At 65.7% G+C, this 19,001-nt stretch carries 20 protein-coding genes; 14 read left to right on the top strand and 6 right to left on the bottom strand.

Features of this window, described 5'->3' with window-relative positions:
- Window positions 1–2: 2 nt before the first annotated feature.
- From ACWMMN_RS30480 to ACWMMN_RS30445, 8 genes are all read left to right on the top strand, one after another.
- Complete coding sequence (locus tag ACWMMN_RS30480; protein ID WP_059237808.1) at window positions 3–662, top strand: carbonic anhydrase; 660 nt, start codon at window positions 3–5, stop codon at window positions 660–662.
- A 36-nt stretch (window positions 663–698) separates the two neighbouring features.
- Window positions 699–1,169, top strand: a complete 471-nt coding sequence (cynS, locus tag ACWMMN_RS30475) for a cyanase (protein ID WP_486423570.1) — start codon at window positions 699–701, stop codon at window positions 1,167–1,169.
- Window positions 1,170–1,275: 106 nt separating this feature from the next.
- Window positions 1,276–1,743, top strand: a complete 468-nt coding sequence (locus tag ACWMMN_RS30470) for a nucleoside deaminase (protein WP_486423569.1) — start codon at window positions 1,276–1,278, stop codon at window positions 1,741–1,743.
- Window positions 1,744–1,997: 254 nt separating this feature from the next.
- Window positions 1,998–2,177, top strand: coding sequence for a hypothetical protein (locus ACWMMN_RS30465; protein ID WP_155627233.1), 180 nt, complete (start codon window positions 1,998–2,000; stop codon window positions 2,175–2,177).
- A 37-nt stretch (window positions 2,178–2,214) separates the two neighbouring features.
- The gene (locus ACWMMN_RS30460) at window positions 2,215–3,369 is read left to right on the top strand and encodes a polyamine ABC transporter ATP-binding protein (RefSeq protein ID WP_155627232.1); all 1,155 of its coding nucleotides are present in this window, start codon (window positions 2,215–2,217) and stop codon (window positions 3,367–3,369) included.
- 10 nt (window positions 3,370–3,379) lie between these two features.
- Complete coding sequence (locus ACWMMN_RS30455) at window positions 3,380–4,366, top strand: ABC transporter permease subunit (protein WP_059237804.1); 987 nt, start codon at window positions 3,380–3,382, stop codon at window positions 4,364–4,366.
- Window positions 4,363–5,202 (top strand): ABC transporter permease subunit, encoded by an 840-nt coding sequence (locus ACWMMN_RS30450; RefSeq protein WP_059232999.1) that lies wholly within the window; start codon window positions 4,363–4,365, stop codon window positions 5,200–5,202. Before ACWMMN_RS30455 ends, ACWMMN_RS30450 begins: the two co-directional genes overlap by 4 nt.
- A gap of 131 nt (window positions 5,203–5,333) precedes the next feature.
- Window positions 5,334–5,768 (top strand): GNAT family N-acetyltransferase, encoded by a 435-nt coding sequence (locus ACWMMN_RS30445; protein ID WP_059237803.1) that lies wholly within the window; start codon window positions 5,334–5,336, stop codon window positions 5,766–5,768.
- Between the two features lie 310 nt (window positions 5,769–6,078).
- Here the strand turns inward: ACWMMN_RS30445 and ACWMMN_RS30440 are convergent, their stop codons facing one another.
- Together ACWMMN_RS30440 and ACWMMN_RS30435 are read right to left on the bottom strand one after the other, a co-directional pair.
- Window positions 6,079–7,362 carry a cystathionine gamma-synthase family protein gene (locus tag ACWMMN_RS30440; protein WP_486423568.1) on the bottom strand — a complete coding sequence of 428 codons (1,284 nt, stop codon included), beginning with the start codon at window positions 7,360–7,362 and terminating at the stop codon, window positions 6,079–6,081.
- Between the two features lie 139 nt (window positions 7,363–7,501).
- Entirely contained in the window at window positions 7,502–8,398 is an 897-nt protein-coding gene (locus ACWMMN_RS30435; RefSeq protein ID WP_256086854.1) for a LysR family transcriptional regulator, read from the bottom strand.
- A 138-nt stretch (window positions 8,399–8,536) separates the two neighbouring features.
- Here ACWMMN_RS30435 and tam point away from each other — a divergent pair, with 138 nt between their 5' ends.
- Complete coding sequence (gene tam, locus ACWMMN_RS30430) at window positions 8,537–9,322, top strand: trans-aconitate 2-methyltransferase (protein WP_486423567.1); 786 nt, start codon at window positions 8,537–8,539, stop codon at window positions 9,320–9,322.
- Window positions 9,323–9,355: 33 nt separating this feature from the next.
- Here the strand turns inward: tam and ACWMMN_RS30425 are convergent, their stop codons facing one another.
- Window positions 9,356–9,946, bottom strand: coding sequence for a GNAT family N-acetyltransferase (locus ACWMMN_RS30425; protein WP_174993308.1), 591 nt, complete (start codon window positions 9,944–9,946; stop codon window positions 9,356–9,358).
- 85 nt (window positions 9,947–10,031) lie between these two features.
- Between ACWMMN_RS30425 and ACWMMN_RS30420 the strand changes: the two genes are divergently transcribed.
- The 3 genes from ACWMMN_RS30420 (at window position 10,032) to ACWMMN_RS30410 (ending at window position 12,685) form a co-directional block, all read left to right on the top strand.
- Complete coding sequence (locus ACWMMN_RS30420; RefSeq protein WP_486423566.1) at window positions 10,032–10,295, top strand: hypothetical protein; 264 nt, start codon at window positions 10,032–10,034, stop codon at window positions 10,293–10,295.
- Window positions 10,296–10,701: 406 nt separating this feature from the next.
- Window positions 10,702–11,865 carry a porin gene (locus ACWMMN_RS30415; RefSeq protein ID WP_256086853.1) on the top strand — a complete coding sequence of 388 codons (1,164 nt, stop codon included), beginning with the start codon at window positions 10,702–10,704 and terminating at the stop codon, window positions 11,863–11,865.
- 160 nt (window positions 11,866–12,025) lie between these two features.
- Window positions 12,026–12,685 carry a M24 family metallopeptidase gene (locus ACWMMN_RS30410; protein ID WP_486423565.1) on the top strand — a complete coding sequence of 220 codons (660 nt, stop codon included), beginning with the start codon at window positions 12,026–12,028 and terminating at the stop codon, window positions 12,683–12,685.
- Between the two features lie 75 nt (window positions 12,686–12,760).
- Here the strand turns inward: ACWMMN_RS30410 and ACWMMN_RS30405 are convergent, their stop codons facing one another.
- The 3 genes from ACWMMN_RS30405 to ACWMMN_RS30395 form a co-directional block, all read right to left on the bottom strand.
- On the bottom strand, window positions 12,761–15,208 hold the full coding sequence (locus ACWMMN_RS30405; RefSeq protein WP_486423564.1) for a phosphocholine-specific phospholipase C: 2,448 nt from the start codon (window positions 15,206–15,208) through the stop codon (window positions 12,761–12,763).
- A 344-nt stretch (window positions 15,209–15,552) separates the two neighbouring features.
- Window positions 15,553–16,233, bottom strand: a complete 681-nt coding sequence (locus tag ACWMMN_RS30400) for an HAD family hydrolase (RefSeq protein ID WP_059237795.1) — start codon at window positions 16,231–16,233, stop codon at window positions 15,553–15,555.
- Between the two features lie 23 nt (window positions 16,234–16,256).
- Window positions 16,257–17,201, bottom strand: coding sequence for a choline ABC transporter substrate-binding protein (locus ACWMMN_RS30395; RefSeq protein WP_059237794.1), 945 nt, complete (start codon window positions 17,199–17,201; stop codon window positions 16,257–16,259).
- A gap of 261 nt (window positions 17,202–17,462) precedes the next feature.
- On the opposite strand from ACWMMN_RS30395, the gene ACWMMN_RS30390 reads away from it, so the two are divergent.
- Both ACWMMN_RS30390 and ACWMMN_RS30385 read left to right on the top strand, forming a co-directional pair.
- Window positions 17,463–18,143, top strand: coding sequence for an MgtC/SapB family protein (locus ACWMMN_RS30390; protein ID WP_059237793.1), 681 nt, complete (start codon window positions 17,463–17,465; stop codon window positions 18,141–18,143).
- A 44-nt stretch (window positions 18,144–18,187) separates the two neighbouring features.
- Complete coding sequence (locus ACWMMN_RS30385) at window positions 18,188–18,955, top strand: DeoR/GlpR family DNA-binding transcription regulator (RefSeq protein WP_059237792.1); 768 nt, start codon at window positions 18,188–18,190, stop codon at window positions 18,953–18,955.
- The last annotated feature ends 46 nt before the right edge of the window (window positions 18,956–19,001 follow it).

Genomic DNA, 19,001 nt, shown 5'->3' with positions numbered 1-19,001 from the left:
CGATGAAGGACATCATCGAAGGCTTCCTGAAGTTCCAGCGCGACGCCTATCCGGAACGCGCCGCATTGTTCCGCGATCTCGCCCGCAGCCAGCACCCGCGTGCGCTGTTCATCTCGTGCTCGGACAGCCGGCTCGTGCCGGAACTCGTCACGCAGCGCGAACCGGGCGACCTGTTCGTGATCCGCAACGCCGGCAACATCGTGCCGTCGTACGGCCCCGAGCCGGGCGGCGTGTCGGCGTCCGTCGAATATGCGGTCGCCGCGCTACGCGTGACCGATGTCGTGATCTGCGGCCATTCCGACTGCGGCGCGATGACCGCGATCGCGACGTGCCAGTGCATGGACCACATGCCGGCCGTCGGCCACTGGCTGCGCTACGCCGATTCGGCGCGCGTCGTGAACGAGGCGCGCACGCACCGCAGCGAACGCGAGCGGATCGACTCGATGGTGCGCGAGAACGTCGTCGCGCAACTCGCCAACCTGAAGACGCACCCTGCCGTGCGGCTCGCGCTCGAAGAAGGGCGTCTCGCGCTGCACGGCTGGGTCTACGACATCGAATCGGGCTGTATCGACGCCTATGACGGCGCGACCGGCCGGTTCGTGTCCCTCGCGGACCACCCTGGTGTCCGCGCGACTCCCGCGACGCTCGCCGTCGCGGCCTGAATCCGAATTGCTCCCACCCCATCACGAGGAATTGCCATGATCCAGTCCCAGCACAGCCAGACTGCCCGCCACGCGCTTGCGGAAACCGTCGTCCTCGCGAAGGCGCGCAAGAACCTGTCGTTCGCTCAGCTCATCGAAGGCACGGGCCTGAGCGAAGCGTTCGTTACCGCCGCGCTGCTCGGCCAGCATGCGCTGCCGGCCGATGCGGCGCGCGTCGTCGCCGGCAAGCTCGGCCTCGACGACGATGCGGTCCTGCTGCTGCAGACGATCCCGCTGCGCGGCAGCATCGACGATCGCGTGCCAACCGATCCGACGATCTACCGCTTCTACGAAATGCTGCAGGTGTACGGCACGACGCTGAAGGCGCTCGTCCACGAGAAGTTCGGCGACGGCATCATCAGCGCGATCAATTTCCGGCTCGACGTGAAGAAGGTCGACGATCCCGAAGGCGGTTCGCGCGCGGTGATCACGCTCGACGGCAAGTACCTGCCGACCAAGCCGTTCTGACGCCCGCACGGCGCCGCGGCAGCAGCGCCGTACAGGTTCCGCCCGACGTGCGCCGGCTGCCGGCCGGCGCGCGTTCCCGCGATTCCGTTGCAACGAGGCCACCGCCATGGATTTTGTGAAACGCACGATCGATCTCGCGATGAAGAACGTGGAAGAGGGCGGCCGCCCGTTCGCGACGGTGATCGTCCGCGACGGCGAGATCGTCGCGGAGAGCCCGAACCTCGTCGCGCAGACCCGCGACCCGACCGCGCACGCCGAGATCCTCGCGGTGCGCGACGCGTGCCGCAAGCTCGGCACCGAGCACCCGACCGACTGCGAGATCTACATCCTCGCGAGCCCGTGCCCGATGTGCCTCGGCTCGCTGTACTACTGCAGCCCGAAGCGCGTGATCTACATCACGACGCGCGAGGATTACGCGCCGTTCTACCGCGACGACCGCAAGTACTTCGAGCTCGACACGTTCTATGCCGAATATGCGAAGCCGATCGAGGCACGCCGGTTGCCGATGGTGCAGCAAAAGCACAGCGGTGCGATCGACGTGTACCGGCGCTGGCAGGAACTGAACGCGAAGTGACGTCACCCGCGCGGCGCACCGGCCGCGCGTGGCAGCCGCCCCGGCTGCTCGTTTTCCCCACCCTCCGTTTCGCCCGGCGGCGCCCGATCTGCCGGGTGCCCGCGCCGCTGCACGGGCGCCGTGTCGCGCCCCGTTTTCCCGCCTCCCCAAACATCGATCCCGTTCAATGTCCGGAACGGAAATCCGCGATCCAAAAGGTTTTTGACACGTTTAAAAATTCGCCCTGGAGACGACAGAAACGTGCGGAAAGCCCGATGAAAACCAATGAAATGTTCATGACAGCCAGCGCGCCGGCCGATGCCGGCCGACGCGAGTGGCTGCCGATCGCCGTGCCTTTCCCCCAGCCCTGTTTCGTTGCGCCATTCGTTCCGGACGGGGAGTCGTTCTATTCCGCTCCACCGACACCGCGCGCGCGTCCGTCCGGTCGCGCCTGACGCCCGAGATTCGCTTACCTGCCCAACACGGACCATCATGAAACGGGATTCATTCAGTACACCTGATGCAGTGCTTCGCGCGACGATCGATCCGCTCAAGCCGAACGACGCGTTCGTGCGCATCGAAAACGTCGTGAAGAAATTCGGCGACAGCACGGCCGTCGACAACGTGAACCTGACGATCGCGAAGAACGAACTGTTCGCGCTGCTCGGCAGCTCCGGCTGCGGCAAGTCCACGCTGCTGCGCATGCTCGCCGGGCTCGAAACGGCGACCTCCGGCAAGATCTTCGTCGACGGCGAGGACCTCGCGTCGCTGCCGCCGTACCGCCGCCCGGTGAACATGATGTTCCAGTCGTACGCGCTGTTCCCGCACATGACGGTCGAATCGAACGTCGCGTTCGGCCTGAAGCAGGAAGGCACGCCGAAGCACGAAATCAAGGAGCGCGTGGCCGATGCGCTCGCGCTCGTGCAGATGAGCAAGTACGCGCAGCGCAAGCCGCATCAGCTGTCCGGCGGCCAGCAGCAGCGCGTCGCGCTGGCCCGCTCGCTGGTCAAGCGCCCGAAGCTGCTGCTGCTCGACGAGCCGATGTCCGCGCTCGACAAGAAGATCCGCCAGAAGACCCAGCTCGAACTCGTGAACATCATCGAGAAGGTCGACGTGACCTGCGTGATGGTCACGCACGACCAGGAAGAGGCGATGACGATGGCCAGCCGCCTCGCGGTGATGAGCGAAGGCAAGATCGTGCAGATCGGCGCGCCGGGCGAGGTGTACGAGTTTCCGAACAGCCGCTTCTCGGCCGAATTCATCGGCTCGACCAACCTGTTCGAAGGCCGCGTCGTCGAGGACGAGCCCGACCACATCTTCGTCGAGAGCGACGACCTCGAAGCGCGCATGGTCGTGAGCCACGGCGTCACCGGCCCGCTCGGGATGCCGGTCGGCATCTCGGTGCGCCCGGAACGCGTGCACGTATCGCGCGAGAAGCCGGGTTCGAAGCACAACTGGGCGCGCGGCGTCGTGACCGACATCGCGTACATGGGCAGCTACTCGCTGTACCACGTGCGGCTGCCGAGCGGCAAGACGGTCGTGTCGAACCTGTCGAGCTCGCACCTGATGAGCGACAACGCACCGGCGTGGAACGACGACGTGTTCGTGTCGTGGTCGCCGGCCAGCGGCGTCGTGCTGACGCAGTGAGGACGACACGATGAGAACCTCTGCTTCCACGCCTTCCGCGCCGGTGTCGACCGGCGCCGCGAGTACGGGCGCCGGCCGCGCCCGCCCGGGCCGCTTCGCCGCGCTGTCGCGCTTCCTGCCGTCGGGCCGCAGCGTCGCGATCGGCGTGCCGTTCCTGTGGCTTGCCGTGTTCTTCGCGCTGCCGTTCGTGCTGGTGCTGAAGATCAGCTTCGCCGACCAGGTGATGGGCATTCCGCCGTACACGTCGCTCGTCGAGATCAAGGACGGCGTCGTGCACTTCGCGCTGCAGCTGTCGCACTACGCGTTCCTGCTGCAGGACGACCTGTACATCGCGACCTACCTCAGCTCGCTGAAGATGGCCGCCGTGTCGACGGTGCTGTGCCTGCTGATCGGTTACCCGATGGCGTACTACATCGCGCGCTCGGAACCGAACCGACGCAACGTGCTGATGATGGCCGTGATGCTGCCGTTCTGGACCTCATTCCTGATTCGCGTGTACGCATGGATCGGCATCCTGAAGGACGACGGCCTGCTGAACCACACGCTGATCGCGCTCGGCATCATCCACACGCCGCTGCGGCTGTACCACAGCGATGCGGGCGTCTACATCGGGATGGTCTATTCGTACCTGCCGTTCATGGTGATGCCGCTGTACGCGCACCTCGTGAAGATGGACCTGACGCTGCTCGAGGCCGCGTACGACCTGGGCGCGAAGCCGTGGGTCGCGTTCACGCGGATCACGCTGCCGCTGTCGAAGAACGGGATCATCGCCGGCAGCCTGCTGGTGTTCATCCCGGCGGTGGGCGAGTACGTGATTCCGGAGCTGCTCGGCGGCGCCGACACGCTGATGATCGGCCGGGTGATGTGGGATGAATTCTTCAACAACATGGACTGGCCGATGGCGTCCGCGGTGACGGTCGCGATGGTGCTGCTGTTGCTGGTGCCGATGGCGCTGTTCCAGTACTACCAGGTCAAGGAACTGGAGGAAGCGAAATGATCAAGCCGAGCAAACCGCTGTCGACGGGCGTTCTCGCCTTCGGCTTCCTGTTCCTGTACATCCCGATCATCAGCCTGATCGTGTACTCGTTCAACGAGTCGAAGCTGGTGACGGTGTGGTCGGGCTTCTCGCTGAAGTGGTACGCGGCGCTGCTGGAGGACGACGAGCTGCTGACGGCCGCGTGGCTGTCGCTGAAGATCGGCCTGCTGACGGCGACCGCGTCGGTCGTGATCGGCACGTGGGCGGGCTTCGTGCTCGCGCGCTTCGGCCGCTTCAAGGGCTTCACGCTGTACACGGGGATGATCAACGCGCCGCTGGTGATTCCGGAAGTGATCCAGGGCATCTCGCTGCTGCTGCTGTTCGTGGCGCTGGAGCAGATGTTCGGCTGGCCGAAGGGTCGCGGGATGGTGACGATCTGGATCGGTCACGTGATGCTGTGCGTGTCGTACGTGGCGATCATCGTGCAGTCGCGCGTGAAGGAGATGAACAAGTCGCTGGAGGAGGCCGCGCTGGATCTGGGTGCGACACCGTTGAAGGTGTTCTTCGTGGTGACGCTGCCGCTGATCTCGCAGGCGCTGCTGTCGGGGTGGCTGCTGTCGTTCACGCTGTCGATCGACGATCTGGTGCTGTCGGCGTTCCTGTCGGGGCCGGGGTCGACGACGTTGCCGCTGGTTGTGTTCTCGCGCGTGCGGCTGGGGCTGAACCCGGAGATGAACGCGCTGGCGACGCTGTTCATCACGGCCGTGACGATCGGCGTGATCGTCGTGAACCGGATGATGATCGCGCGCGAGCGGCGCCGCATGGCCGACCTGAAGGCGGCGTTCGCGGCGGCGTGAGCGTGTGGCGGGGCGCGATGTCGCACGGCAATGGCGCGGTCGCCACGTCGCGTGGCGACGCGCTATAGTCGTGCGATGCCCGCCGCGGTTGCTGCATGCCCGGCGGCCCCTTTCACGCACGCATTCGCCCGATGACCGCCCATCCCGACGTCACCCTCCGACTGACCGACACCGAGCAGCCGGCCGCCCGAGACTTCATCAGCCGCCGGCTCGGCGAATTCAACCATGCGATGACGGGGCGCTCGGACGCGGCCGCGCTCGACGTTTACGTAACCGATCCCGCGACCGGCGAGGTTCTGGGCGGCCTCACCGGCCGCACATCGCTCGGCCTGTTCTTCATCGACCTGTTCTATTTGCCCGAATCGCTGCGCGGCGGCGGCTTCGGCAGCCGGCTGCTGCGCGAGGCCGAAGCGGAAGCGAAGCGGCGCGGTTGTGCGCGCGCGGTGCTGTACACGATCTCGTTCCAGGCGCCGGACTTCTACCGGAAGCAGGGTTACGAGACGTTCGGCGAAGTGCCGTGCGAGCCGGAAGGGACATCGCGCGTATTCATGGTGAAGGTACTGTGAATCGCTGCCACCGGCTCGCTTCTCGCGGCCGGATTTTCGCGGCGATCGCCTTCCGGACCTAGCCGGGAAGACGGACCGGATCGACGAACCGGCCCCGGAAGATGCGCGATCGTCGTCGTCGCGAACAACGCGTCTTGACGATCCGTGACCCGGTATCGATGCCGCGTGGTGTTCATGGTGCGATGCCTTGTGCCAACGCGACGCTGCCGCTCGAACGCCGGCATGCCGGCGCAGCAGGCGTTGCAGATTGCCTGCCGCACCGACCGGCGCGCCTTCCGTGCGAACCGCTATCGAGCACCGGCCGCCTGCGTCAGCAATGCTCCAGCGCGTACGACAGATCGGCAATCAGGTCATCCGGATGTTCGAGCCCGACCGACACGCGAATCAACCCTTCCGATACGCCCGCCGCGGCACGCGCATCGGCCGGCACGCCCGAATGCGTCGTCGACGCCGGATGGCAGATCAGCGATTCCGTACCGCCGAGACTGACCGCCGACTTGAAGAGCGTCAGGTGGTTGATGAACCGGAACGCCTGCTCGCGGCCGCCGTCGAGGATGAAGGCGAACGTCGAGCCGGGCCCGCTGCACTGGCGCTGATAGACGGCCTGGTAGGCCAGATCGTCGATCAGCTCGGGGTGCAGCACGCGCACCGGCCGATGCGGATTGCCGGCGAGCCAGCGGGCGACGGCGCTGCCGCTGCGTGCGGCCTGCTGCATGCGCAGCACGAGCGTTTCCATCGAGCGCGTGATCATCCACGACGAATGCGGGTCGAGCTGCGAGCCGAGCGTACTGCGGACCGAACGGATTTTCGTGATCAGGTCGCGGGCGCCCGTGACGCCGCCGGCGACGAGGTCGCTATGCCCGCCGATGTATTTCGTCAGCGAGTACACGCTCAGGTCGATGCCTTGCCGCGATGGTTTCTGGTACAGCGGCCCGAGCAGCGTGTTGTCGCAGACCGACAGCGGGCGATAGCCGTGGCGCGCCTCGAACGCGTCGATTTCGCGGTGCAGCCCTTCGAGATCGAACAGCGCGTTGGTCGGGTTGGCGGGCGTCTCGATGTAGCACATCCGCACGTTGCCCTTTTGCGCGGCCGCTTCGAGCGCGGCGCGGATCGCGCTGGTGGACAGCCCGTCGGCGATCGCCTCGGAGCGAATGCCCCACTCGGGCAGGAACTTCGAGATCAATGTCTCGGTACCGCCGTACAGCGGCACGGACTGGACGACACAGTCGCCCGGCCGCAGGAACGTCAGCAGGATCGCGGCGATTGCGGACATGCCGCTCGACGTGACGACGGCGGCTTCGGAATCGTCGAGCAGCGCGAGGCGGTCCTCGACGATCTCCAGGTTCGGGTGATTGAAGCGGCTGTAGACGAGGCCCGCGCCTTCGCCTTCCGGTGACGGCTTGCGCCCGGCCACGACGTCGAAGAACTCGGCGCCATCCTCGGCCGTGCGGAACGCGAACGTGGACGTGAGGAACACGGGCGGCTTCACCGATCCTTCCGACAGGAACGGATCGTAGCCGTAGGACATCATCTGGGTTTCGGGATGGAGTTCCCGGTCTGCAATCTTGCGCTTGTGGTAGTTGCGATAGGCCATGCAGTGCTCCGTGCAGAGGGGTGAGGAACGGCCGTTGCAGCGGCGGCATCACGCGTGCGGCACCGGGTAGGCGCCGTTCGTGGCAGCCGCATGTGCCGATACTAACCCTAAGGCGCTGCTTCGTGACGCGCTACTGACACTATGGACAGGGTGTCGCACGCGCGACGATCATGTCGTAAAGCGCGCACGCCGCGGGCGACAGTTGCGCGTTCTTGCGCGTGACGAGCACGAGCGTGCGCGACACCGACGGCTCGACGAGCTCGATCGTGCGGATCATCGGATACGCATTCTTCTGGATCGCGAGCTTCGGCACGACGGCCGCGCCGAGCCCTTCCGCGACGAGCCCGAGCGCCGTCGAGCTGCGCTGTACCTCGTAGAACGAATGCAACGACACGCCGCTCGTCTTCAGCGCGCCTTCGAGCAGCCCGCGATTGCCGCTCACTTCGCCGGCGAAGATCAGCGGATGCGGCTGCAATGCCGCCCAGCGGATGCGCCGCCGCTTCGCGAGCGGATGATCGTCGCGGCACACGAGCACATAGGGATCGTGCGTGAGCGGCACGCTGACGAGTTCGGGGTGCTGGTCGCCGGCGATGCTGATGCCGAATTCGGCCTCGCGCCGCAGCACGGCCTGCAGCACCGACGCCGACGCGTGATCGAGGATCTTCACGCGATCGTGCGGACGGTGCCCGGAGAACGCGCGCAGGATGCGCGGCAGATACTGCACGCCGACCGTCGGCACGCATGCAATCGTGACGTCGCCGCGCTGGCTCAGGCCCGTCTCGCGGATTTCGGTCAGCGCGTCGGACAGCTCGTTCAGCAGCCGGCGCGCCTGCGGCAGGAAACGCCGGCCGATCTCGGTCAGCGTGGTGCGGCGCGTCGTGCGCTCGACCAGTGCGACGCCGAGATACGATTCGAGCTTGCGCAGCCGCTGCGTGATCGCCGTTTGCGTGACGTGCAGCGTATCGGCTGCCTGCCGGAAGCTGCCGCCGTCGGCGATTGCGACGAAGGCCTGGACACCGAGCGTATCGATCTTCATCAGAATCTTGAATCAATCACGATATTAAATTCATTTTACTGAAGGTTGGCGGCAGTCGCAGAATGCGCTGCATCGGCGGCCCCATGCATCCCGTACCCGGATGCGCCGCGGCCGCCCAAGCCGACCAGGAGAAATAGCGTGACGACCCCACTCGATCAATACGCGAACCAGTATGTACAGTTCGAAGACGAACGCACGCGGCCGGTGCGCGATTTGCTGGCCGCCGTGCCGAAGACGCCGATCCATACCGCGATCGATATCGGCTGCGGGCCCGGCAACTCGACGGAAGCGCTGATTGCCCGTGCGCCCGACGCGACGATCCACGGGATCGATGCGTCGGCGGACATGATCGCGGCCGCACGCAAGCGTCTGCCCGCATTGCGTTTCGATGTCGCCGACGTGGCCACGTGGGACGATCCGGGCGGCTATGACCTGATCCTGTCGAACGCGGTGCTGCAATGGGTGCCCGCGCACGACACGCTGTTCCCGGCGCTCGTCGGCCGGCTTGCGCCGGGCGGCCATCTGGCGGTGCAGATGCCCGACAACCTCGACGAACCGGCGCACCGGCTGATGCGCGAGGTCGCCGCGGTCGGGCCGTGGGCCGACCGGCTGAAAGGTGCGGCGCGTACCGAGCGGTTCGATGCGCGGTACTACTACGCGCTGCTGTCGCCGCTGTGTTCGCGCGTGGACGTGTGGCGCACGACCTATTACCACGCGCTGCGCGGTGGCGCCGATGCGATTGTCGAATGGTTCAAGGGCAGCGCGTTGCGGCCGTATCTCGCGGCGCTCGACGACGCCGGACAGCGCGCATTCCTAGCGCGCTATCGCGACGCGCTCGCCGGGCCGGGCGGTTATCCGGTGCAGGACGACGGCACCGTGCTGCTGCCGTTTCCGCGCCTGTTCATCGTGGCGACGCGGAAGTAACGCGGCAACGACGTGACGGGTGGCGGCGGTGCGTCAACGCACCGGCGGCACCGATGCCGGATCGACCGTGCGGCTCCGTGCCGTCTGCCCGTCGCGCAGGTCCTTGTACCAGAAGAGGGCGACTTCCCCGGCATTCTCGCCATCGGCATACAGGAAGCGGTCGTGGCCGCCGAGCGCGAAGCCGGCACGCGCATACGTCGAGCAGGCCGCGACGTTGTTCGCCTGCGTTTCCAGCCGGATGAAGCCGAACCCGTGATTGCGCGCCCAGGCTTCCGCTGCCGCCAGCAGGAATTGTCCGATACCGAGGCGTCGATGATCCCGGTCGACGGCCAGCTCCGCGATCTCGGCCATCCCGTTCCAGCTCTCCTCGATCGCGACGAACCCGGCGAGCCGCTCGCCGGCCGTCGCGCGAAAGAGCGCCGTTTTGCCCGACGCCTCGTCCGCCCAGCCGGCCGGATCGAAGCCGTAGTCCTTGCGTCGCACCGGCAGCGCGCGAAGATCGAGCAAGTCCTGATACGGCGCGTTCAATTCCCATGCGATGTCGAACGAGAAATCGCATCCGTCCAGTTCGTCTGCGGCAAGCGCGAGCGCCGGTTCGATGCTGATGTGTTCGGCTCGGTCCATATGTCGGTGTCCTGTCTTCGCGGGAGGGTGTGGTTCTGTCCGTGACGCGATCGCCGGCGCCGTGAGGTATGCCGGATCGCATCGATTGTCTTTCTTCGTGTTCTGCACCTGCACAATTCGCCGCGCGCGAAACCGGCACAGACCGGCGGCGTTTCCGGCGGTCGAAGGCACGCGAGCCGTGAACCCGACGACCGCGCACACGTTTGCGGCATACGTGCGCGGGCTGGGGTGCGCGATCAAACGCCTGATTATGCTGGAATTCGGCGCCGGCCCGGTGCGACGCGATGCGATGACGGCCGCCGCGCAGCCCGTCGCCGCTTCCGGTTCGCCCGCGGTCGCCTGTGGATGAAAGACGACAGGAACCCGAATAATTGTTTACCGTTTGGTGACAACTCGATATATTCCGAAAAATATATCGAAGGTCGTGATGCCGTCAGGCGTCACGTCGTCCACCCGCTCCACGAAAGCCGGAAGAGATTCTGACCTGCATCGCCGGAGCAACGCGTCGTCACGGCACGCGCAACCGGTGCGCACGCTTCCCGACGCTGCAACACGAGCGGCCGCCCTTCGGCATGCCGCTTCCGCAAGCCCACACTGGCATCGAATCGGAACATCGTGCGCACGCATGAGGCATGGGCGCGTCCGGCGTTCCGTCGGTGAGCGGGCTTGCGTTCGTCCGTCATACGGTTTTTCGTCAAGACGCCGCGCGTTTCGCTGCGACGCAGGCGCGTGCGTCCACAACAAAAGGAAGCAACATGAAGAAGACCATCGTGGCCGCGGCCGCACTCGGGATGTTCGGCACGGCCGCGCATGCGCAAAGCAGCGTCACGCTCTACGGGTTGATCGATGCGGGTATCACGTATTCGAACAAGGTCGCGACGACGGGCGGGCACGACAAGCTCGTCAAGTACGGCGACGGCGTGGCATCGGGCAGCCGCTGGGGCATCCGCGGCACCGAGGATCTCGGTGGCGGGCTGAAGGCGCTGTTCGTGCTGGAGAACGGCTTCAGCAGCGGCGACGGCACGATCGGCCAGGGCGGCGCACTGTTCGGCCGGCAGGCGTTCGTCGGCCTGTCGAAGAACGGGATCGGGTCGCTGACGTTCGGCCGCCAGTACTCGTTCTCGACCGACTACATCGGTGCGAACTACACGATGGGCAGCCAGACGCCGGCCGGCAACTACGCGTATCACATCAACGATCTCGACCAGCTCACGTCGAGCCGCATCAACAACGCGGTGAAGTTCCAGAGCGCGAACTTCGCGGGCCTCACGTTCGGCGCGATGTACGGTTTCTCGAACTCGACGCAGTTCGCGGGCACGCCGACCACGACCGGCGCGAACGGTTCGCAGGGTTCGTCGAGCGCGTACAGCTTCGGCGCGAACTACGCGCAAGGGCCGTTCGGCATCGGCGCCGCGTACACGAACATCCGCTTTCCGAACGGCGCGACGCCCGCGTTCGGCGTGAGCATCGCGAACATCAACACGCTCGGGCTGCGCGATCTCGAGACGGTCGGTGTCGGCGCGCGCTATGCGATCGCGGCGGCGCTCGTGTGGGCGAACTGGACGCATACGAAGTTCACGCCGCTGTCGGGCGAGTCGTCGAAGCTGAACAATTATGAAATCGGTGGCCGCTATGCGTTCACGCCGGCCCTGAGCGGCGGTCTCGGCTACACGTTCTCGAAGCTCGACGGCCGCTTTGACGGCAAGTGGCACCAGGTCAACGCCGCGGTCGACTACGCGCTGTCGAAGCGCACGGACGTGTACGTGAGCGCGGCCTACCAGAAGGCGTCGGGCAGCAACACGATCAACGGCCGCGCGGTGCCGGTCCAGGCAGAGATCGGCTCGTCGGGGTCGTTCATCGGCAACGCGGGTGCGAACACGCAGTTCGTCACGCGCATCGGCCTGCGTCACAAGTTCTGATCGACGCATGACCCACGGGCGGGCGCTCTCTCGGGAGCGCCCGTATTGCTGTAGCGCGCGACGAAACGCGACACGGCACCGGTTCGAAAATCGATATATTCTCCTGTGCATATCGAGGCGACACTCGATCCGCCCACATTCATTGCCCGGGAGCACGCTCTTGAATTCGACGCAACGCGAAGCCGTCGGCGAAGCCTTTTCGCTCGACGCGATGCAGCATGCAAGAACCATGACATGGCAGGCCGTCGATGCGATCGCCAAGGGCGTCCGGCCCGGCATGCGCGAATCGGAGGCCAACGCGCTGGGGCTGAGCGTGCTGAAGGAACTCGGCATGGACCGGATCTGGCATCCGGTCCTCGTCCGCTTCGGCGAGAACACGTTGCGCACGTTCAAGGAGCGCTCGGTGGCGGACCCCGTCCTTGCCACGGACGACATCTTCTTCATCGACCTCGGCGCCGTCTGGGCGAAGCACGAGGGCGATGCGGGCGCGACGTTCGTGTGTGGCGACGATCCGGACATGCATGCCTGTGCGCGTGCGGCAGGCGTGATCTACGGTGAAGTCGAGCATCACTGGCGAACCACCGGCTGCGCGGGCATCGCGCTGTACGAGTTCGCGGCGCAACGCGCCGACGCGCACGGCTTCCGGTTGAACGTCGACATCAAGGGCCATCGCGTCAGCGATTTCCCGCACGCGATCTACAAGGCCGGCAACCTCGGCGATTTCGACGCCGCGCCGGCCGCCGGGCTGTGGATCCTCGAAATCCAGATCGCCCACCCGACGCGTGCGTTCGGCGCATTCTACGAAGACCTGCTCGTCTAGGCGCGGCGCCCGGCCGGCGCGCGTCACGGGTGCGCATCGGCCGGGTCCTGAAACGACGACGGAGCCGCCGCGACCTCAGATGCTGATCGCGATCGGGCCTGCAAGCGGCGTGTAGCCGTCGTCGAACAGCAGCCACGCATCGTACTGGCCCGATGCAAGCGTGCTGTTCGCGGTCGACGAGAACAGCAGCGAGCCGGTGCTCTTGGGCAGGTACGCCCACGACTTGTAGCCGCCCTTGGCCGGCTGCGCGCCGCGCGGATAGATGCCGACCCAGTTCTTCGGGCTGTGGCGCCACGGCGGCACGACGTAGTCGAACCGCAGCGTGCCGTACGACGACCCCTGCGACGCCAGCGTGGGGACGAACTTCCCGCTCGTGTTACCGATTGCCGAATCCGTCAGCAACGTGCCCGATTGCGTCTGGACACAGCCGGCGATACGGCGCAGGAAGTTCGGGTCGTTCGCGTCGCGGATGCTCGCGTCGTACCAGCCGGCGTCGCCGTACCACGTGACGGCCTGCGTCGCGCCGGCCGGCACACTGACCGATTGCGCGCTATTCATCCCGTACGCGTTGTCGACGAGCTGGAACGTCGTCGCGCTCGAGCCGGCCGAGTTGTCGAGCGTGATCTGCACGTTGCCGTTCTGCACGTCGTAGCAGAGGCTGACTTCGGCGGTCGAACCCGCGTTTCCCGATGCGCCGATGTTGCCGCGCAGCGTCTGCAGGAACCCGTTCGGTCCGTAGATCGAATAGTCGTAACCGCCCCCCGAATTCAGCGCGAGCGAATCCGTGAGACACGTCCCCGTGCCGGCACCGATCGTGTACTGCCGCGGTGTCGTGCTCGTGCCGTCGACCCAGGCCTGCAGATGCACGCCGGCTGCGCCGGTGTTGGTTATCGTCAACCCGAGCGTCTTGCCGGACCGGTTGACCCGGCCCTGGACGAAGAACTCGTACGGCAGCCGGCACGCCGTGTTGCGGCCAGCCGTTTGCGCGGGGACCGCCGTGGTGGTCGCCGCGGGAATCGGGACCGTCGAGCCGTTCGGATTCATGTTGCTGGCCGCTGCCGGAATCGCCGGAATCGTCTGGTCGGGATTCGCGAAGTCGAACGCCGACGTCAGGTCGCCGCAGACTGCGCGACGCCACGGGGTGATGTTGGTCTCCTGCAACCCGAAGCGCGCTTCCAGAAAGCGGATCACCGACGTGTGATCGAAGACCTGCGAGTTGACCTTGCCCCCCTTCGACCACGGCGAAATCACGAACATCGGCACGCGCGGGCCGAGCCCGATCGGCACGTCGCCGCTTGCCGAGCCGTCCGATGCGGCACCGCTGCCGGCGACGAATTCGGCGGCCGTCGAGATCGTCGACCGGCCGGTGCCGGCGGCGGCACTCGCCGGAACGGCCGGCGGCATGTGGTCGAACAGGCCGTCGTTTTCGTCGTACATCACGAGCAGCACCGTGCTGGCCCATACCGCCGGATTCGACGTCAGCGCATTGAGCACGTTGCTCACATACCATTCGCCGCCGCTCGCGGCCCACGACGGATGCTCGCAATACGCATAAGGCGCGGCGATCCACGACACCTGCGGCAGCGTGCCGTTCGCGACGTCGGCCCGCAGCTGGCTGAACAGATTCGTGTCGTATTCGGTGCCGCCGCCGGTCGGGTCGACCTGCGTGCCGTTGAGCGCCGGTGCGAGCGGATCATTGGCGCCGAGATTCTGGTACTGCTTGAAGTTCAGGATGACGTTGTCGCCGTAGTTGCCGTTCCACCAGAGATCGCTGCTGGAGCCGTTGTATTCGCCATAGCCATGCCCGGCGTCCAGCCCGTTGCCCTTGTCCTGGTAAAACTTCCACGTGACGCCGGCCGTGTTCAGGCGTTCCGGCATCGTGGTCCAGCCGGTGCCGGTCATCGTGTTGGTCGTATACGGCGAATAGCCGGCGACGTTGCCGCAGCAGCCGGTCCACAGATACAGGCGGTTCGGGTCCGTCGGGCCGAGCATCGAGCAGTGGTAGTCGTCGCACACGGTGAATGCGCTCGCCAGCGCGTAGTAGAACGGGATGTCGTTCTGCGTGAAGTAGTACATCGTGCCGCTGGTCTTCGCCGCGACCCAGTTGTCGTAGCGGCCGTTGTTCCACGCGCTGTGCGTGCCGCTCCAGGTGTGATCCAGGTCGTTGTAGTACGTGTCGCCGTTCGCGACGCCGGAAACGGGCGGCGACGGGTTGAACGGAAACACGTAGGACAGCGCCGACGGCTGGCGCCAGACCGGATAGCCGCTGGAGATCACGACCGGCCGGGGATCGCCGAAGCCGCGTGCGCCGCGCAGCGTGCCGAGATAATGGTCGAACGACCGGTTCTCCTGCATCAGGATGACGACGTGCTGCACATCCTGGAGGGTGCCGGTGACGGTCGCCGCCGGGATCGACTGTGCGCGCAGGATGCTTTCGGGAAGCATGCCGGTGACAGCGGTGGCGCCTGCGAGCTTCAGCGCATCGGTGAGGAACTGACGTCGTGTCGTGGGTTTGTTTTGCATGATCGCTTTTCCTGGGTGGCGGGTTGGGCTTGCGCCGGTCAGTGACACTCGCTGGCGCAGTGAATGACCGGCGCGGATGCCGGCCCCGATGCCGGCGCGCGCGCGGCGGCGACGGTGCCCGCGGCGCCCGGGTCGCCGTCGCCGCAAGCGGCCAGCGTGCACAGGAGCGCGATCATGAAAACGCCGCGCCAGGGCGGCATATGGCTTGCCGCACGGCGAGGCGGGACGACATGCTTCCGATTCGATTCGAATCGGATTCCTGATTGATCGGGGTGAATACTGCGTGCTCCGTCTTTCATTTCTCCTCCAGACATGAAAATGGACAGCAGAGAGTAGCGCCCGAATCAGAACAACTTCATGACAGGCCAGCCGCGTTTGCCGGCCACCTGAGAGAGCCTCGAGTCGGGATTGGTCGCGACCGGATGCGTGACGTAGTCGAGCAGCGGCACGTCGTTGATCGAATCGCTGTAGAAGTAGGTTCGTTCGAAATCGGAGGGTATGTAACCCAGCGATCTCAGCCATGCAGCCGTGCGCACGATCTTGCCTTCGCGGAAGCTCGGCACGCCGACACTGCGCCCGGTGAACTGCCCGGCCGGCGTGCCGTCGTCGGTATCGAGCTCGATGCCGAGCAGATGCTCGATCCCGAACTCGGCCGCGATCGGCCGCGTGACGAACACGTTGGTCGCCGTCACGATGCAGCACAGGTCGCCGCTCTCGCGATGCCGGTCGACCAGCGCGCGTGCTTCCGCCGTAATCGCCGGCCGGATCACCTCGTCCATGAACTGCGCATGCCAGCGTTCGAGTTGCTCGCGCGAGTAGCGCGTGAGCGGCGCGAGCGTCACGGCGAGATACGCGTCCATGTCGAGCGTGCCGGCCGCATAGTGGCCGTAGTGCTCGTCGATCAGTGCCGTATGCGCGTCGTCCTCCTGCCAGCCGACCCGCGTGATGAAGCGGCTCCAGGCCTGGTCGCTGTCGAGTGGCAGCAGCGTGTGATCGAGATCGAACAGCGCGAGATTCTTGTGCATGGGTTATTCCTTGTATTGCGGATTTACGCGCCGATGAGCTTTTCGATCGCGTCCTTCGCGTTCTTCCCGTCGATGGTCGTGACGCCGTCGAGCCACTTCGACAGCACGCCGGGGTTCTTCTTCACCCACTCCTTCGCGACCGCGACTGGATCTGCATGATTCATGATCGGCACCATCAGCTGGTTCTCTTCGTTGGTCGTGAATTTCAGGTTGGTCAGCAGGTGGCCGACGTTCGGGCAGCGTTCGAGATAGCCGGGCGTGACGAGCGTGTAGACCTTTGCCGAGCCGTAATTCGGGCCGAACACGGTGTCGCCGCCGTCGAGATACGCGATCTTGAAGTTGATGTTCATCGGATGCGGCTCCCACGCCAGGAACACGATCATCCGGTGTTCCTGCACCGCGCGCGTGACCTGCACGAGCATCCCGGCTTCGCTCGATTCGACCAGCTTGAAGCCGCCGAGCCCGAATTCGTTCTTGTCGATCATTCGCTGGACCAGCGCATTGCCGTTGTTGCCGGCGCCGATCCCGTAGATCTTGCCGTCGAGCTGGTCGCGGAATCGGGCGATGTCGGCAAAGCTCTTGAGGCCCTGGTCGGCCGCGTATTGCGGCACGGCCAGCGTGTAGCGCGCGCCGACCAGGTTCGGCTGCGGCAACTGGTGAACGGCGCCGGCATCGACGAACGGCTTCACCGTCGGCGTCATGCTCGGATCCCAGTAGCCGAGGAATGCATCGATCTGGGCCTTCTTCACGCCGGCCAGCACGATCGGCGGCGACGCGATCGTCTTGGTCGCCTCGTAGCCGAGACCGTCCAGCAGCATCATCGCGACGCCGGTGGTCGCCGCGATGTCGCTCCAGCCGACATCGCCGAGCGTCACCTTCTTGCAGACGTCGCTTTCCGACGCGTGAACGGGGGCCGTTGCCAATGCCGCCAGCAGGGTTGCAGCGAGCATCCATACCTTCTTGATCATGTTGGTCTCCTAAGCAAGTGTTTCGGATCGTGTTGCCTGATTGGTCTGACGATTGATCGTGTGGATCAGATGAAACAAACGAACTTGGGTCTGGCTTTGTCGTTTTGCGTACCGTATATTAGAACGCACAAAATCGCAAGATCGCACAAAAATACAACTCGCCGCTCGCCGGATGCGACGGCGGCGGGATGAAGTCCGGACAAGCCGGGGCGGCCGGGACGGGCGCCTCATCAAGCAGATCGACAGAAAGAGGAGACCTCGATGATCAGTCAAATGGAAATCATTTCCCGCCTGTTGCTGGCGGCCTTGCTCGGCAGCATCGTCGGCATCGAGCGCGAGCGGTTGTCGTGGGCGGCCGGGTTGCGCACGCACATGCTGGTCGCCGTGGGCGCCGCGCTCGTGATGATCGTGTCGGCGTTCGGCTTCGCGGATATCCAGGATGCGAAGAACGTGTCGCTGGACCCGTCGCGCGTCGCTGCGCAGGTCGTGTCGGGCATCGGCTTTCTCGGTGCAGGGTCGATCATGCTGCGCGGCGAGATCATCCGCGGGCTGACGACGGCGGCGAGCCTGTGGGTGGTCGCGGCGGTCGGGCTGGCCGTGGGCGGTGGGATGTACGTGGCCTCGATCGCCGCGACGGCGATCGTGCTGGCGATCCTGGCCGGGCTGAAGCCGATCGAGAAGCGCTTTTTCGTCGCGCGGCAGCGCTGGGGCGTGCGCATCCTCGCGAGTCGCGGCGCCGTGAAACTGACGTCGTTGCAGGCGATGCCGGGCATCGACCAGGCGCGGATCGTCCAGTTCATCATCGAGCAGGACGACGCGGCGCCCGACGACGACCGCATCCACGTGGTGTTTTCGAAGATGACGAGCAGCGAGTTCCAGGTGGTCCGTCAATCCCTGCAGACCCTCGTCGGCATCAAAAAGATGGAGGAAAGCGCTGGGTAGACGGTCGTTCGAATAAGATTGACAGACATTTCCGAGGATATTTCATGTGGCAAGAAGAGCGATACCAGAGGATCCGGCTTCTGTTATCGAAGATGCAGCGCGTTTCCACCGACCGGATCATGGCCGATCTGAACGTCTCGCGGGAAACCGTGCGCCGCGACCTCGTCGACCTCGAGGCGCTCGGTGAACTGAAGCGCGTGCATGGCGGCGCGGTGCAGGTGGGCGACGAAGCGCCGATCGCCGAGCGCGCGCAGACGCACGTGAAGGCGAAGCTGTCGATCGCGCGCGCGGCGGCACGGCTCGTCACGGGCTCGCAGACGCTGTTCATCGACGCGGGGACCACCACCACGCTGCTGGCCGAGGAACTGGCGAAGCTGTCGGGCCTCACGATCATCACGAATTCGATCGACGTCGCGCTGAAGATGCGGTCGAGCGACCCGGAGCAAGGGAAGAACGAAACGATCCTGCTCGGCGGGATGATCGGCAGCCGCGCGGCCGCAACGGTCGGTGACGGCACGGTTGCCGAAATCTTCCGCTACCGCGCCGATCTCGCGCTGCTGTCGCCGGTCGGCGTCGACCATGTTCGCGGTGCGACGAACTACGACCGGATGGAAACCGAGGTGGCGCGCGCAATGGTCAGCAACGCGGCGGAGGTCGCGATCCTGGCCGATTTCAGCAAGCTCGGCACGAACAGCCGGATCGGCTTCTGCGAGCCGGCACGGATCGGCACGCTGGTGACCGACCAGAAGGCGGAGTCGGTCGACAGCTACAAGAGCATCAGGAAGGCGATCCGGAACATCGTGCTTTCATAGCGCCTGCAGGCGCGGGGCACGACCGGCTGCCGTATACCGCTCATGC

The sequence above is a fragment of the Burkholderia cepacia complex sp. TUM26381 genome (assembly GCF_057439935.1).
This window is presented reverse-complemented; position numbering and strand designations above follow the sequence as displayed.

What these genes read in the sequence shown, in the direction of transcription:
- ACWMMN_RS30480 (WP_059237808.1), top strand. Translation starts at nt 3, where the DNA reads ATGAAGGACATCATCGAAGGCTTCCTGAAGTTCCAGCGCGACGCCTAT.
- cynS (WP_486423570.1), top strand. Translation starts at nt 699, where the DNA reads ATGATCCAGTCCCAGCACAGCCAGACTGCCCGCCACGCGCTTGCGGAA.
- ACWMMN_RS30470 (WP_486423569.1), top strand. Translation starts at nt 1,276, where the DNA reads ATGGATTTTGTGAAACGCACGATCGATCTCGCGATGAAGAACGTGGAA.
- ACWMMN_RS30465 (WP_155627233.1), top strand. Translation starts at nt 1,998, where the DNA reads ATGAAAACCAATGAAATGTTCATGACAGCCAGCGCGCCGGCCGATGCC.
- ACWMMN_RS30460 (WP_155627232.1), top strand. Translation starts at nt 2,215, where the DNA reads ATGAAACGGGATTCATTCAGTACACCTGATGCAGTGCTTCGCGCGACG.
- ACWMMN_RS30455 (WP_059237804.1), top strand. Translation starts at nt 3,380, where the DNA reads ATGAGAACCTCTGCTTCCACGCCTTCCGCGCCGGTGTCGACCGGCGCC.
- ACWMMN_RS30450 (WP_059232999.1), top strand. Translation starts at nt 4,363, where the DNA reads ATGATCAAGCCGAGCAAACCGCTGTCGACGGGCGTTCTCGCCTTCGGC.
- ACWMMN_RS30445 (WP_059237803.1), top strand. Translation starts at nt 5,334, where the DNA reads ATGACCGCCCATCCCGACGTCACCCTCCGACTGACCGACACCGAGCAG.
- ACWMMN_RS30440 (WP_486423568.1), bottom strand. Translation starts at nt 7,362, where the DNA reads ATGGCCTATCGCAACTACCACAAGCGCAAGATTGCAGACCGGGAACTC.
- ACWMMN_RS30435 (WP_256086854.1), bottom strand. Translation starts at nt 8,398, where the DNA reads ATGAAGATCGATACGCTCGGTGTCCAGGCCTTCGTCGCAATCGCCGAC.
- ACWMMN_RS30425 (WP_174993308.1), bottom strand. Translation starts at nt 9,946, where the DNA reads ATGGACCGAGCCGAACACATCAGCATCGAACCGGCGCTCGCGCTTGCC.
- ACWMMN_RS30415 (WP_256086853.1), top strand. Translation starts at nt 10,702, where the DNA reads ATGAAGAAGACCATCGTGGCCGCGGCCGCACTCGGGATGTTCGGCACG.
- ACWMMN_RS30405 (WP_486423564.1), bottom strand. Translation starts at nt 15,208, where the DNA reads ATGCAAAACAAACCCACGACACGACGTCAGTTCCTCACCGATGCGCTG.
- ACWMMN_RS30400 (WP_059237795.1), bottom strand. Translation starts at nt 16,233, where the DNA reads ATGCACAAGAATCTCGCGCTGTTCGATCTCGATCACACGCTGCTGCCA.
- ACWMMN_RS30395 (WP_059237794.1), bottom strand. Translation starts at nt 17,201, where the DNA reads ATGATCAAGAAGGTATGGATGCTCGCTGCAACCCTGCTGGCGGCATTG.
- ACWMMN_RS30390 (WP_059237793.1), top strand. Translation starts at nt 17,463, where the DNA reads ATGATCAGTCAAATGGAAATCATTTCCCGCCTGTTGCTGGCGGCCTTG.
- ACWMMN_RS30385 (WP_059237792.1), top strand. Translation starts at nt 18,188, where the DNA reads ATGTGGCAAGAAGAGCGATACCAGAGGATCCGGCTTCTGTTATCGAAG.